Source organism: Pseudomonas sp. Irchel 3E13 (assembly GCF_900187455.1).
Lineage (GTDB): Bacteria > Pseudomonadota > Gammaproteobacteria > Pseudomonadales > Pseudomonadaceae > Aquipseudomonas.
The window spans coordinates 433,708-447,504 of the sequence record NZ_FYDX01000002.1 but is presented as its reverse complement, the minus strand read 5'-3'; the positions used below and the strand labels follow the sequence as shown (position 1 = coordinate 447,504).

General features: G+C 63.2%; 10 protein-coding genes. 7 read left to right on the top strand and 3 right to left on the bottom strand.

Annotated features, from left to right (window positions below; translation table 11 throughout):
* Positions 1 to 53: 53 nt before the first annotated feature.
* The 3 genes from leuA to xseA all read right to left on the bottom strand — a co-directional run bounded on the left by leuA (position 54) and on the right by xseA (position 4,260).
* Entirely contained in the window at positions 54 to 1,727 is a 1,674-nt protein-coding gene (gene leuA / locus CKW37_RS04525) for a 2-isopropylmalate synthase (RefSeq protein ID WP_095154246.1), read from the bottom strand.
* A gap of 324 nt (positions 1,728 to 2,051) precedes the next feature.
* Positions 2,052 to 2,876, bottom strand: a complete 825-nt coding sequence (locus CKW37_RS04520; protein WP_095154245.1) for a peptidoglycan DD-metalloendopeptidase family protein — start codon at positions 2,874 to 2,876, stop codon at positions 2,052 to 2,054.
* Between the two features lie 4 nt (positions 2,877 to 2,880).
* Positions 2,881 to 4,260, bottom strand: coding sequence for an exodeoxyribonuclease VII large subunit (gene xseA / locus CKW37_RS04515; protein ID WP_095154244.1), 1,380 nt, complete (start codon positions 4,258 to 4,260; stop codon positions 2,881 to 2,883).
* 429 nt (positions 4,261 to 4,689) lie between these two features.
* Between xseA and CKW37_RS04510 the strand changes: the two genes are divergently transcribed.
* From CKW37_RS04510 to CKW37_RS04480, 7 genes are read left to right on the top strand one after another with little or no spacing between them, the layout of a single operon-like run.
* Entirely contained in the window at positions 4,690 to 5,865 is a 1,176-nt protein-coding gene (locus CKW37_RS04510) for a LuxE family acyl-protein synthetase (RefSeq protein ID WP_095154243.1), read from the top strand.
* Positions 5,866 to 5,893: 28 nt separating this feature from the next.
* Positions 5,894 to 6,253 carry an iron-sulfur cluster assembly scaffold protein gene (locus tag CKW37_RS04505; protein WP_095154242.1) on the top strand — a complete coding sequence of 120 codons (360 nt, stop codon included), beginning with the start codon at positions 5,894 to 5,896 and terminating at the stop codon, positions 6,251 to 6,253.
* Between the two features lie 11 nt (positions 6,254 to 6,264).
* On the top strand, positions 6,265 to 7,455 hold the full coding sequence (locus CKW37_RS04500; RefSeq protein WP_095154241.1) for a cysteine desulfurase family protein: 1,191 nt from the start codon (positions 6,265 to 6,267) through the stop codon (positions 7,453 to 7,455).
* Positions 7,452 to 9,227 carry a fatty acyl-AMP ligase gene (locus CKW37_RS04495; protein ID WP_095154240.1) on the top strand — a complete coding sequence of 592 codons (1,776 nt, stop codon included), beginning with the start codon at positions 7,452 to 7,454 and terminating at the stop codon, positions 9,225 to 9,227. The genes CKW37_RS04500 and CKW37_RS04495 overlap by 4 nt, the downstream gene beginning before the upstream one ends.
* Complete coding sequence (locus CKW37_RS04490) at positions 9,224 to 9,568, top strand: acyl carrier protein (RefSeq protein ID WP_095154239.1); 345 nt, start codon at positions 9,224 to 9,226, stop codon at positions 9,566 to 9,568. Before CKW37_RS04495 ends, CKW37_RS04490 begins: the two co-directional genes overlap by 4 nt.
* Positions 9,569 to 10,618, top strand: coding sequence for an NAD(P)/FAD-dependent oxidoreductase (locus CKW37_RS04485; protein WP_095154238.1), 1,050 nt, complete (start codon positions 9,569 to 9,571; stop codon positions 10,616 to 10,618).
* Positions 10,619 to 10,647: 29 nt separating this feature from the next.
* Positions 10,648 to 13,794: an outer membrane lipoprotein-sorting protein gene (locus CKW37_RS04480; RefSeq protein ID WP_095154237.1), complete on the top strand. Its 3,147-nt coding sequence runs from the start codon at positions 10,648 to 10,650 to the stop codon at positions 13,792 to 13,794.
* The last annotated feature ends 3 nt before the right edge of the window (positions 13,795 to 13,797 follow it).

Here is a 13,797-nt window from a genome sequence, read left to right as displayed (position 1 = left end):
AAGCCCGCCTCCAGAGAGGCGGGCTTTTCAGTGTGACGACAGCGCGGTCTGGCTTACGCCGCCTTCGCCGCCTGCTGGCTCAGGGAGCGGTTCAGCGCGCTGAACAGGGCCTTGAAGCTGGCGGTGGTGATGTTTTCATCGATGCCCACGCCGTGCACCGGACGACCACCGGCAACGCGCAGTTCGATGTACGCCGCGGCCTTGGCGTTGGTGCCGGCGCCGATGGCGTGTTCGTTGTAGTCCATGATTTCCACGGCGACCGGCAGGCCGGCAACCAGGGCTTCCAGGGCGCCGTTGCCCTTGCCGCGCCAGTGCAGGGTGGTCTCGCCTTCACCGGCGACTTCCACTTCCACGGCGCTGTGGCCGTTTTCTTCCTGCAGGCGATGGCTGACCAGCGCATACGGTGCGTTGGCCTGGAGGTATTCGCGGTGCAGCAGGTTGTAGATCTGCTGGGCGGTCATTTCCAGGCCCAGGCGGTCGGTTTCACCCTGGACAACCTGGCTGAACTCGATCTGCATGCGGCGCGGCAGGCTGATGCCGTATTCCTGTTCGAGCAGGTAGGTGATACCGCCTTTGCCCGACTGGCTGTTGACGCGGATGACCGCCTCGTAGCTGCGGCCGATGTCGGCCGGGTCGATCGGCAGGTACGGCACTTCCCACAGGGTGCCTTCTTTCTGCTGGGTGAAGCCCTTGCGGATGGCGTCCTGGTGCGAGCCGGAGAAGGCGGTGTGAACCAGGTCGCCGACATACGGGTGACGTGGGTGCACCGGCAACTGGTTGCATTCCTCGACGACCTTGCGCACGCCGTCGATGTCGGAGAAGTCCAGCTCAGGGTCGATGCCCTGGGTGTAGAGGTTCAGCGCCAGGGTCACCAAATCGACGTTACCGGTACGCTCGCCGTTGCCGAACAGGCAGCCTTCAGCGCGGTCGGCGCCAGCCATCAGGCCCAGTTCGGTGGCGGCGACGCCGGTGCCACGGTCGTTGTGGGTGTGCAGGCTGATCAGCACGCTGTCGCGGCGGTTGACGTTGCGGCAGAACCATTCGATCTGGTCGGCGTAGACGTTCGGCGTCGAGACTTCGACGGTGGCCGGCAGGTTGAGGATGATCTTGTGGTCCGGGGTCGGGTTCCACACTTCGATGACCGCGTCGCAGACTTCCTTGGCGAACTCCAGTTCGGTGGCGCTGAAGGTTTCTGGCGAGTACTCGAAGGTCCAGTGGGTTTCAGGCTGCTGGGCGGCGTATTTGACGAACAGCTTGGCCGCGTTCACCGCGATGTCCTTCACGCCTTGCTTGTCCTGATTGAAGACGATGCGACGGAACGACGGGCAGGTGGCGTTGTACAGGTGGACGATGGCTTTTTTCGCGCCACGCAGGGACTCGAAGGTACGCGCGATGAGGTCTTCGCGAGCCTGGGTCAGGACCTGGATGGTGGTGTCGTCAGGGATGTGGCCGTCTTCGATCAGGGTACGCACGAAGTCGAAGTCGGTTTGCGAGGCGGACGGGAACGACGCCTCGATCTCTTTCACGCCAACGCTGACCAGGGTCTTCCAGAAACGCAGCTTCTTCTCGGCATCCATCGGCTCGATCAGCGACTGGTTGCCGTCGCGCAGGTCGGAGCTGCACCAGATCGGCGCCTGGGTGATGGTCTTCGACGGCCAGGTACGGTCAGGCAAGTCGATGGTCGGGAAGGCGCGGTATTTCTTCGAAGGGTCTTTGAGCATGGACATCAGAGCAATCCTTTAAATGCGGCCTGGAACGGGCCTGCCGGATACGAATTTTTTTGGAAGGGGCGAGGCGACGCGATTCAGCTTGGTAGTCGTGCACTGACCAGGCAAAGGCTGCGGTGTTGGCGGAGCAGGATGAGGGTTTTGGCGGTTTTCATGCCCTCAACCCTAACCAGTGAGGTGAAAGATGGCAAGCACCTGGGGAAAATTGATAGAAATGTGCGGAAACAGCTTTTTATCGACATTTAATAGCGGTTTGTAACGAAAAAGACCGCGTCGGTTGCGCGGTCTTTTCGATTGGCGCAAGCGCGCCATTCGGGCGGTGGCTCAGGGCTGGAAGGCACCGATGAAAATCGCCGGATCGACCCGCGCATCGTTGAGGCTGATGTTCCAGTGCATGTGCGGACCGGTGGCGCGGCCGGTGGAGCCGACCTTGCCGACCACCGCGCCGCGGCTCAGGACCTGGCCGGTCTTCACGTCGATTTTCGACAGGTGGCAGAACATGCTGATAAAGCCCTGGCCGTGATCGACGAACACGGTGTTGCCGTTGAAGAAGTAGTTGCCGGTGAGGATCACCTTGCCGTTGGCCGGGGTCTTGATCGGCGTGCCCGCGGGCACGGCGAAGTCCAGGCCGGAATGCGGGTTGCGCTCTTCGCCGTTGAAGAAGCGGCGCACGCCGAAGCGGCTCGACAGCGGTCCGCTGACCGGTTTGTCCAGCAGCAAGTTGCTCGGCGTGCCCGGGCTGAAGCTGCGGTAGGCCTTCAATTGCTCGGCCAGTTCGGCGTCGATGCGCTTGAGGTCGGCCGGGTTCGGGTTGACCTGACGCTGGTTTTTCAGGGTGATGCGCTGTTCCTGATATTTCTTGCTGCCGACGTTGAAGCTCAGCGTGCGGGAGCCTTGGGTGATGCTGGCGGCGCCCGGCTTCTGGGTCAGCGGGATGCCGACGATGGCCAGCCAGTTGTCCTGTTCCTTGACCACCAACACTGGCTTGCCGTCGAAACGGGCGGTCAGTGGCTGGGCGGACGGGCCGAGGTCGACCACGGCGACGCCGCCGGGCACCGGCTTGTTCAGTTGGCGGGTGATGTAGCTGGCCTGGGCACTGCTGGCGAAGGTCAGGCAGAGCAGGAGCAGCGAGGCAAACAGTCTTGGCATGGATTCAGTCCAGTAGGGAAAGCGTGACCGGCGTCTGGTGGTTGTCTTCGACCCGCACCAGCAATTCGCCTTCGCCCAGGCGGGCTTTCAGGCGCTGGCCGTTGTGCGTCTGCGCGGCGCTGCGGATCGCCTGGCCGCGCTCGTCGAGGAGGATGCTGTAGCCGCGACCCAGCGTCGCCAGCGGGCTGACCACTTCGAGCATTTGCACCTGACTCTGGAGCTGTTGGCGGCGATCCTTGAGGGTGTCGCGCATGGCGCGTGGCAGGCGCTCGGCGAGGTTGTCGAGGCGTTCCTTGAGCAGCGCCAGGGTGCGTCCGGGATGTTGCGCGGCGAGGCGCGTGTCGAGTCGCGCCAGACGCTCGCGGCGCTGGTTCAGGCGCTGCTCGAAGGCGCGGCGCAAACGCATGTCGAGGTCGTCCAGACGCTGCGCCTGCTGGCGCAGCCGTTCGCCGGGGTGACGTAGGCGCCGGGCCAGGCTGTCGAGGCGCAGGCGATCGTGGCTCAGGCGGCTTTGCATGCGCAGCAGCAGGCGCCGGTGCAGGCTTTCCAGGCGGCGTTGCAGGTCGCTGTTGTCCGGCGCCAGCAGCTCGGCGGCGGCCGAGGGCGTCGGCGCGCGGACGTCGGCGACGAAGTCACTGATGGACACGTCGGTTTCATGGCCGACGGCGCTGACGATGGGCGTCACACAAGCGGCGATGGCGCGGGCCACGGCTTCTTCGTTGAAGCACCAGAGGTCTTCCAGCGAACCGCCGCCACGGGCCAGGATCAGTGCGTCGAAGCCCTGGGCGTCAGCTTTTTGCAGGGCGCGGACAATCTGCCCGATGGCTTCGCGGCCTTGCACGGCGGTGGGGATCAGGTTCAGCTCGACTTGCGGCGCGCGGCGGCGGAACACGCTGATGATGTCGCGGATCACCGCGCCGGTCGGCGAGCTGATGATGCCGATGCGTTGCGGGTGAGCGGGCAGGGCGCGCTTGCGTTCGGTGGCGAACAGGCCTTCGGCGCTGAGCTTCTCTTTCAATGCTTCGAAGGCCAGGCGCAGCGCGCCGTCGCCGGCCGGCTCCACGGTGTCGAGGATCAGTTGGTAGTCGCCGCGGCCTTCGAACAGCGAGACCTTGCCGCGCACCTTGACCGCCAGGCCATCGCGCAACGCCTGGCGAATCCGCGCGGCGTTATTGCGAAACAGCGCGCAACGCACCTGGGCGCCGCTGTCCTTGAGGGTGAAGTAGATGTGGCCGGAAGCCGGGCGGGCGAGGTTGGATATCTCGCCCTCGACCCAGATGCTGCTGAAAACATCTTCCAGCAGCACGCGGGCGCGGCCGTTGAGTTGGCTGACGGTGAGGACTTCACGGTCGAGGCCGAGGCGTTCGAAAGGGTCTCTGATCATGGGGCGGCACTATAAAGGATCGCGGGGTGGGGTGTCCTGCCTATCCGGTACATAGGACAACACTCTGAAAGCCTGTAGAAATTACAGCGATCTTTGTAAGTCACTGCTTGACTCTGAAGTCACTAGAGGGTTTATCGTCCGCTCATCGAAGTATTCAATGGACCGCACAAACCGCCCTGGTTTGTGATCTTCAACAAGGATGTTGATGAAATGAACGATCCCTGATCCCCCTCCCTTAATACGCGAAGCGTAACTTTTCGCGTGCCCGTAAGTTCGCCCGTACAACCCGGCCTGATTGAAGAGCCGCTGTTGCGCTGTCGGCTGGGCGTTGAAAAACATCAATAACATTATCGAACGTTGTCCGTTCGGTTCGTGGCTACCTGCGCTTGTGTGTTTTTACAATAAACATCAATGGAAATGAGGAACTTCATGAACAGCAGCGATTTTTCCGCACGCCTGAAAGAACTGGGTATCGACCCGTTGAAAGCGGCGGCAGCATCGGTTTCGGAACTTTATCGGTTGCCGCAGAACACGCTCGATGAGATCAAGACGTCGTTGATTGTCGATGCCTTCCGTTTTCACTACCGCAACAATGCTTATTATCGGCAGGCCTGTAACAGCAAGGGCATCAATGAAGACAGCATCGCGACCTTCGATGACCTGATCCGCATTCCGCTGGTGCCGATTGCCAAGTTCAAGTCCGCCAGCAGTCACGAATTGCTGTCCAAGCCGCTTGCGCAGATCGAACACGAAATGCGCAGCACCGGCACCAGCGGTATTCCGAGTATTTCCCGGCGCTGCCATGAAACCGTCGATGTTGCGGTGGTGGCGATCTATGCGATGTACCGCGAGTTCCTCGGTATTTCCAAAGGCGCGGGCTTGTATATCTGCCCGTCCACCGAGGAAATCCCGGAAATGGGCATGATCAAGGCACTGAACATGCTCGCCGGCATGCTCGATACCCATCGGTTCATGGTCAAGCAGGAGCGCTTCGTTCCCGAGCAGGCCATCGAACAGCTCAAGGGCTGGGAAAACCAGTTCACCCGCCACATCATCGGCCCGCCCTTCCTGATCTACCGCTTGCTGCAGTTCCTCAAGCAGACCGGCCAGCGCCTGACCCTGGATCGCGGCAGCCGGGTGATTACCCTCGGCGGCTGGAAACGCTTTACCGGCCAGATGATTTCGCGCCGCGAATTCAACCTGATGTGCCAGGAATACCTCGGCATCGATCCGGGTTCGGTGCGCGACATCTACGCGCTGGTGGAATCCAACGTCATGGCCATTGATGACGAACACCAGGTCAAGCACGTTTCGCCCTATGTGCACTTCACCGTGCGCGACATGAACGACCTGAGCCGTGAAGTCGCGCCGGGCGAGAAGGGCGTGTTGGGGATTCTCGATCCGCTGGCGCTGGCGACGCCTGGAATGATCCTGACCGAGGACGTCGTCATCCTGCTGCCGGGTGAAAGTCCGTCGGGACGCAGTGGCCAACGCATGGAATATGTAATGCGAGCGCCATCGTCGCTGGAGTTTGGTTGCTGTGCGGTGAACCTGGAAAAAACCATGGACGGACAAACCTCGAGCACCTGCCCGATCGCCAGTTGATAGTGTGGACCTCGCAAAAGGACTTTGTATGTTCAACGATATTATCGTCAGAAACTTTTCCGACCCTGTATACGCCGCCGAAGTTGATGAACAGGCTGCCGCCATCGAGCTGGGTAATCCGGTGTGTGGCGACCGTATTCGCGTGCAGTTCGAAGTGCTCGATCGCGCTATTCAGAATGTTCGTTATCAGGCCTGGGGCTGTGCAACTTCCCTGGCCACCGGAAATATATTCTGCGCGCAGATAGATGGTAAGTCCCTCGATACGCTCGAGGCTATTACCAGTACCGACATGCAACAGATGTTAGGCGAAATAGAACCTTCGCAACATCATTGCCTGGAAATGCTCAAGTCACTCTTTATCCAGCTACGGCAATACAACGCCGCCTGAGGAAGAACAGGATGTCGACTCACGGTTATTTCGATTACAACGCAACGACACCGATGTACAAGGAAGCCTCTCATGCACTGAGCGAGGCCTTGAACCACTTCGGTAACCCGTCGAGCGTCTACACGCTGGCCAAACAGAACCGCAACGCCCTGGCCATCGCACGGCAACAGGTCGCCGGTCTGATGAACTGCGCGCCGGCCGAGCTGACGTTTACCTCGGGAGGAACCGAGGCCAACAACTGGGCGATCAAGGGCTCGTTGCTCGCCTGCGGCGCCATCGGTCGAGTGGCACAGCCCACCCACATCATCATTTCGGCGATCGAGCACTCGTCGATCCTCGAGATCGCCGCTCACCTGGAGCGGGTCTTCGGCTTCGAGATCACCCGCCTGGCGCCGGACCGTGAAGGCCTGGTAAGCGCGGAGCGGGTACGCCAGGCCCTGCGGGAAAACACCCGGCTGGTCTCGATCATGCTGATGAACAACGAAGTCGGCACCTTGCAGCCGGTGGGCGAGATCGCCCGGGTACTGCAGGGTCGCGGCATCCATTTCCATGTCGATGGCGTGCAGGCGGTGGGCAAGATACCCGTGGATGTCCAGGCGCTGGGTATCGACACCCTGTCGTTCGCCGGGCACAAGTTTTGCGGGCCCAAGGGCGTCGGCGGCCTGTACATGCGCAGCGGCGTGGTCCTTGAGCCGCTGCTGCACGGCGGCGGCCAGGAGGGTGGGTTGCGCGGCGGCACCGAGGCGTCGGCGCTGGTCACTGCCATGGGCGTGGCCGCCGAGGTGGCGGCAGCGGCCATGCCCGACACCATCGCGCGCATGGGCATTTACCGCGAGCACCTGATCGAGCAACTGCAACTGCGGATTCCCGGCGTGACCATCCATGGCTCGGCGGACCCGGCGAAGCAGGCGCCCAATACCCTCAGCGTGTGCATCGCGGGGATTCGCGCCGAGTCCCTGGCGGCGCTGCTGGACCAGATGCATGGCATCCAGGTCTCGCTTGGTTCCGCCTGTTCCAGCAACAACGCCAAGTCGCTGTCCCATGTGCTGGTGGCCATGGGACTTGGCGAGGCGGCGATCCAGTCGACCATGCGCGTCAGCCTCGGTCCGCTGACCACCGAGGACAGCCTCGAACGTTTCGTCGGCGCGGTCGAGGCGGGGATCCGCATGCTGCGGCGGATCAGCGGAGAGGTGCCAGCATGAGCCGACTGATCCCGCTGGACCGCGCCGGCACCATCCTCGACTGCCTCGATCACTACGCGGCGTCCCAGCCCGACGCGCCGGCCTACACCTTCGTCGGCCACAAGGAGGAGGACCGGCAGGTGCTCAGCTACGGCGAGTTGCACCAGCGCGCCACGGGCTATGCGACGGTTCTGCGCGACGCCGGGCTGGCGCACAGGAATGTCCTGCTGCTGTTTCCCACCGGGCTGGATTTCATCGTGGCGTTCTTCGCCTGTGCTTATGCGCGAGCGGTGTCGATTCCGGCCAATCTGGCGCGCAACAGCCATCACTACACCCGCCTCGGACAGATCGTGGAAAACGCCGGCGCTGCTGCAGTATTGACCGTGCCCGAGCTGCAAACCTCGATCGCCGAAGGACTGGGCCGGCGTGAGGACCTGAAGTTTTACTGCGAGCCGCTTGCTGCAAACCCGGCCTGTGCGCAACTGACCCGCCCGGACCCTGAGCAACTGGCGTTCATCCAATACACCTCCGGCTCCACCGGTGTGCCCAAGGGCGTGATGGTCCGGCACTCGCAACTGATCGCCAACGAGCGCGCGATCCATTCCGTCCTGCAACTGGGCGAGGGTGTTGTCGGCGCTGGCTGGTTGCCGCAGTTTCACGACATGGGCCTGATCGGCGCGCTGCTGCAACCCATCTCTCTGGGCGGCCACTATGTGTTCATGTCGCCGCTGCATTTCCTGCAGCGGCCGCTGCGCTGGCTGACCTTGCTCAGCCAGTACGGCGCAGCGGCTACCGGAGCACCGAACTTCGCCCTGGCCTTGTGCGTGCAGGCCGAGGTCGACGAGCGCACGGCGGCGCAACTGGACCTGTCGGCGCTGCGCGTGCTCTTCTGCGGTGCCGAACCGATCAGCGCCACGGTGCTGGAGCGTTTCGAAGAAAAGTTCGCCCGCTACGGCCTGCGCACGGGAACGGTCACGCCGTGCTACGGCCTGGCGGAAGCGACCCTGATCGTGTCCGGTGGCGTGGCGGCGAATGGGCAAAGGGTGCTGAACGTCGCCCGCAAGGACCTGGAAAACGGCATCGCCATCATCGCCAGCGAGGTCGATCAGGACGCGCAGGCCCTGGTCAATTGCGGTCCTGTGGTGCGTGATCATCAGGTGGCAATCGTCGATCCCGACAGCCGTCGCCGCGTCGACGACGGCCAGACGGGCGAGGTCTGGTTTTCCGGCCCCAGCGTCGCCTCAGGTTACTGGGCCAACGCCCAGGCCAGTGCTGCCACCTTCGGCGCCACCACCGCTTGCGGCCAAGGCCCGTGGATGCGCACCGGCGACCTGGGTTTTGTCCACGATGGAAGCCTGTATATCGCCGGCCGGATCAAGGAATTGATCATTCTGCGCGGACGCAATGTTCACCCCCATGACCTGGAAACCAGCCTGCGCGATGTGCATCCAGCACTCGGCGAGGCCGCCATTGCGGTGTTCGCCGTCGAGGCCGGCCCGAGCCCGCAGGTGGTTGCCTGGATCGAGTTTCCCCGTCGCGACCGCAGCGCCGGCGACCTGGATTTCCCAAGTCTCACTCGCCAGTTGCGTGCGGTGCTGATGGCCGCCCACGAAGTGCGCCTGGAAGACATCGCCTACCTGTACCAGGGCGCGATTCCGCGCACTTCCAGCGGCAAGGTGCAGCGTCATCTGTGCGCCAGCCGCCACCTCGACGGCAGCATCGAACAGCACCGCCTGCTGATCCACTCCACCCGCCAACCGACCCCGTCCTGCCTGGAGGCCATCGCGCCATGACCGCCGATCTGAACCTGACCGTCCCGTTGCCCAATGCCGCCTGGTCCGCGGAGGAAGGCCTGGCCGCCGTCAAAGCGCTGATCAAGACACGCCTGCGGGATTACCTGCGGGTGCATCAGCCGGATTTCGTCGAAGAAATCCACGACAACCTGTCGTTCGACTATATCGGCCTCGACTCGGTGGCCCGGGTCGAACTGGTGGCAGCGCTGGAGCGGCACCTGGGTATCGCCCTCGACCCGACCGCCGCCTATGACTTCGTCACCGTCGGCGCCCTGGCCAGCTTTGTCTGGTCGGAGCTGTCCGGCGAATCCCTCGACCTGAAAGCCGCGCTGGGGGTCTGAATGCTCGACTGTCTCGTTATCGGCGGCGGGCAATCGGGCCTGCTGTGCGGGCATTTACTGGCGCGGGCCGGCATCGACTACCGGGTGCTCGATGCCGGTCCGCGCGCCGGCGAGGTCTGGCGGCAACGGCCTGCCAGCCTGCGGCTGTTCACCTCGCGGCAGTTCTGTCGTCTGGCGGATCTGCCGATGCTCGGCGACCCCGAGGGCTATGCCTCAGGCCATGAATTTGCCGATTACCTGGAAGCGTTCGCCCGGGCGAAGCAGGTGCGGGTGTCCTTCGCTACCCGCGTGGCGCGGTTGAGCGCGGTTGCAAACGGCTTCGAGGCACTGCTGGAAAATGGCGAAGTCATTCGCTGCCGCAGCGTGATCAATGCCACCGGCTCCAACCAGGCGCCGGTCGTGCCCGGTTTTGCGCGGAAGCTCGATCCGCGGGTCGTGCAATTGACCGCCGGCGAGTTTCGCGATGCCGGCTTTATGCCCGCCGGCTCTCGGATCGCCGTGGTCGGTGACGGCGCCAGCGGGCGGCAGATCGCCCTGGAACTGGCCGCGCAACACAGGGTGATTTTGGCCTGTGGGCGTCAGCGCAAGCTGGTGCCGAATCGGGTGCTGGGCAAGGACGTGTTCTGGTGGTTGAACAGCCTGGGAATCCTGTCGGCCCAGCACGATACCTGGGTCGCGGGAATCATCAGAAAGCGCGATCCGATTCCGGTGGCGAGTGCCAACAACAACGCACTGGCACAACGGGGTGTGGAGATCAGAGCACGCGCCATCGATGCCGATGAAACCGGGCTGATCTTCCAGGACCAGCGTCACGAGCCGGTCCAGGCGGTGATCTGGTGCAACGGTTATCGGGAAGACACCGGCTGGATTCAACTGCCCGGCGCCGAAGCCTTTGGCGTCGGTATCGGCCACGAAGGCCGCACGCCGCAACCGGGCTTTTTCCTGATGGGCCGCAAGTGGCTGAGTTGTCGCGCGTCGGAACTCGTGGTCGGCGCCAATAACGACGCTGCCCGCGTCGTCGAATATGTCCGGGAGTATCTGGGCAACTAACCGCAGTTCATCTGAAGGATGAGTTGAACATGATAAGAAATACAGTTGCCTGGATCGTCAGATCCCGGTTGTGGGTTCTTATTGCCCTGAGTTTGGCCACGGTGCTGTTCGCCACCCAGGTCAGAAACCTGCAGATCGTCATCAACCCCAACACCATGTTGCCGCAGGCGCACCCGAGTGTGATTGGCACCAACCTGGCCGAATCGTTGTTTGGTTCCAAGCATGTGGTGGTCATCGGCATCAGTGCGGCGGAGGGCGGTAGCGCGCTGACCCCGCGCATTCTCACGACCCTTGGCGAGCTTTCCACGCAGATCAGTACGCTGCCCGGGGTCAAGGGCCATACGCTGATGAGCGTCACGGCGAACAAGGCCAAGTCGATTGCCGGGGCCGCCGACGAAATGCGCGTCGAACCGCTGCTGGACACACCGATCGACCCCGGCGCCATCGCCCGCCTGCAGGAGCGCCTCGCCAATAATCCGGTGTATCGCGGCACGCTGGTGTCGGAGGATGGCAGCCTGGTGTCGCTGTCGTTTGCGATCCATGCCGACCAGGGCGGTTTCCGCAAGATCATGGACGGGGTGCAGAAGGTCATCGACGAACACCGCGCGCCGGACCTGAAGATCACCGCCAGTGGCTCGCCGGTGTTTTTCGCCGCGGTGGAACGCTTCGCCCAGCGCATGGCCATTCTGTTTCCCATCGCTCTGCTGATCATCGGCCTGATCCACCTGGAAGCCTTCCGCACCGTGCAGGGCCTGATCCTGCCGCTGCTCACCGCAGTGCTCGCGGTGATCTGGGGGCTGGGCATCATGGGCGCGGTCGGCGTGCCGATGGATGCGTTCAACGCCACCACGCCGATCCTGATCCTCGCGGTCGCCGCCGGGCATGCCGTGCAGATCCTCAAGCGCTATTACGAGGAGTACGACAAGCTCACCCTCGGCGGCGCGCCGGGCTCGCCGCAGCAGCTCAACGACCAGGCGATCATCCAGTCCCTCAGTCGGGCCGCGCCGGTGATGCTGACGGCGGGTGGCGTGGCGGTGCTGGGCTTCTTTTCCCTGGTCACCTTCGAGATCGCCACCATCCGCACCTTTGGCCTGTTCACCGGCCTTGGCATTCTCAGCGCGCTGTTCATCGAGCTGACCTTTATTCCGGCCCTGCGCAGTTACCTGCCGGCGCCTGCGGTCAAGGCACCAGACGTCAAGGGGCCGAGGGTATGGGATCGCCTCGCCGACCACCTGACCGGGCTGATCCTCAAGCGCCGCGGGCTGATCGTTTCGCTGTTCATGGCGGTCGCGTTGCTGTCCTCCATCGGCCTGCTGTTTCTCAACAAGGAGAACTCGACCAAGAGTTACTTCGGCAGCCGCCTGGCGGTGTATCAGGACGATGAATTCCTCAACCGCAAGCTGGCCGGGACCAACACCCTCTACGTGGTGTTCCAGGGCCTGCAGACCGACAGCCTGAAAGACCCGCGCACCCTGCGCCTGATCGAAGACACCCAGCGGTTTGTCGAAACCCTGCCGGACGTGGGCAAGACCACCTCCATCGTCGATTTCATCAAGCAGATGAGCCAGTCGATGAACGAAGGCGACCCGCGCTACTTCCGCGTGCCGGACGCCCAGGACATGGTTTCCCAGTACCTGCTGCTGTACTCCATGTCCGGCGATCCCACTGACTTCGACGCCTACATCGACTACGAGTACCGCAACGCCAGCCTGATCGTCTGGACCCGCAACGACAGCAGCACCTACGCCGCCGGCCTGGTGCAAGCGATTCGCGGCTTCGTGCAGGAGCGCCTGCCGCCGGGGGTGAAGGTGCAGATCGGCGGCAGCGTTCCGCAGTCGTCGGCCCTCAGCGAAACCCTGGTGCACGGCAAGATCATGAACATCCTGCAGATGATGGGCGTGATCCTGCTGGCCGGCGCCTTGGTGTTCCGCTCGCTGATGGGCGGCGTTTACCTCGTCGTGCCGCTGGCGGTGACCGTACTGGTCAACCTCGGCGTGATGGGCGCCACCGGCATTCCGCTCAACACCCCCAACTCGGTGGCGTCGGCCATGGCCATCGGGATCGGCGCCGACTACGCCATCTACATCCTCTACCGCATGCGCGAGGAACTGCAGCGGGTCGAGGATTTCGACCTGGCCCTGCGGGAAACCATGCGCACCGCCGGCAAGGCGGTGGTCTATGTCGCCACGGCGATTGCCGGCGGCTACTCGGTGCTGATGCTGTCGTTCAACTTCTATATCCACATCTGGTTCGGCTTCCTCATCGTGCTGTCGATGATCGTCAGCGCGCTGTGCGCTCTGGTGCTGATCCCGGCGCTGATGAAGGCCTTCCCGCCAACTTTCCTGCGAGCCCAAGCGATGAAAAAGCCACTGCCTGGCGCGGTCCTGCCGCTGCTGTTTGCCCTTGCCATCGGCGTGCTGCTGCGGCCGGACAGCGCGCTGGCCGCGGACGCCAATGCCGACGACATCATGTCGCGCAGCTACCAGGCGACGCGCATGGACAGCTCCCTGTCGCAATCGACCTTCACCCTGACCAACGCCTCCGGCCAGGAGCGGGTGCGCAAGACCTTCGCCGCGACCCGCCTGCAGGATGACGGCACGCACAACCGCCGGGTCATACGTTTCCTGTCGCCGGGCGATGTGCGCAACACCACCACGCTGATCATCGAAAAGCCCGCGCAGGATGATGTCTGGGTGTACCTGCCGACCCTGAAAAAGGCTCGGCGCCTGGCCAGCAGCAACAACAACCGCAGCTTCGTCGGCACCGACCTGACCTACGGCGACCTGATTGGCCACAAGCCCCAGGACTGGACCCACCGCCTGCTGCGCGAGGAGACCTTGGAGGGCGTTCCCACCCAGGTCATCGAGTCGCTGCCGAAGTCTGCGGAAATCGCCAGCAATACCGGTTATTCGAAGCGCATCAGCTGGGTTGCCAACGACTCCTTCGTGGCGGTCCGCACGGAGCTTTACGACGCCAGCCAGGCACTACAGAAAACCGTGCTCAGCAGCGAATTGAAGGCGGTCGATACGGCGCGACAAAAGTACCAGCCGATGCTGGTCAAGGTCAGCAATCACCAGACCGGCCACTCGACCACCGTGCGGATGGACAGCTTCGAAGCCAACGTCGCGGTGAGCGACAACTACTTCACCAACGGCTACCTCGAACGGCAAGAGTGAACC

Bases quoted from the DNA above. Each gene is read 5' to 3' on its own strand.
- CKW37_RS04495 (WP_095154240.1), top strand. From the start codon at position 7,452: ATGAGCCGACTGATCCCGCTGGACCGCGCCGGCACCATCCTCGACTGC.
- CKW37_RS04520 (WP_095154245.1), bottom strand. From the start codon at position 2,876: ATGCCAAGACTGTTTGCCTCGCTGCTCCTGCTCTGCCTGACCTTCGCC.
- xseA (WP_095154244.1), bottom strand. From the start codon at position 4,260: ATGATCAGAGACCCTTTCGAACGCCTCGGCCTCGACCGTGAAGTCCTC.
- CKW37_RS04500 (WP_095154241.1), top strand. From the start codon at position 6,265: ATGTCGACTCACGGTTATTTCGATTACAACGCAACGACACCGATGTAC.
- leuA (WP_095154246.1), bottom strand. From the start codon at position 1,727: ATGTCCATGCTCAAAGACCCTTCGAAGAAATACCGCGCCTTCCCGACC.
- CKW37_RS04485 (WP_095154238.1), top strand. From the start codon at position 9,569: ATGCTCGACTGTCTCGTTATCGGCGGCGGGCAATCGGGCCTGCTGTGC.
- CKW37_RS04505 (WP_095154242.1), top strand. From the start codon at position 5,894: ATGTTCAACGATATTATCGTCAGAAACTTTTCCGACCCTGTATACGCC.
- CKW37_RS04490 (WP_095154239.1), top strand. From the start codon at position 9,224: ATGACCGCCGATCTGAACCTGACCGTCCCGTTGCCCAATGCCGCCTGG.
- CKW37_RS04480 (WP_095154237.1), top strand. From the start codon at position 10,648: ATGATAAGAAATACAGTTGCCTGGATCGTCAGATCCCGGTTGTGGGTT.
- CKW37_RS04510 (WP_095154243.1), top strand. From the start codon at position 4,690: ATGAACAGCAGCGATTTTTCCGCACGCCTGAAAGAACTGGGTATCGAC.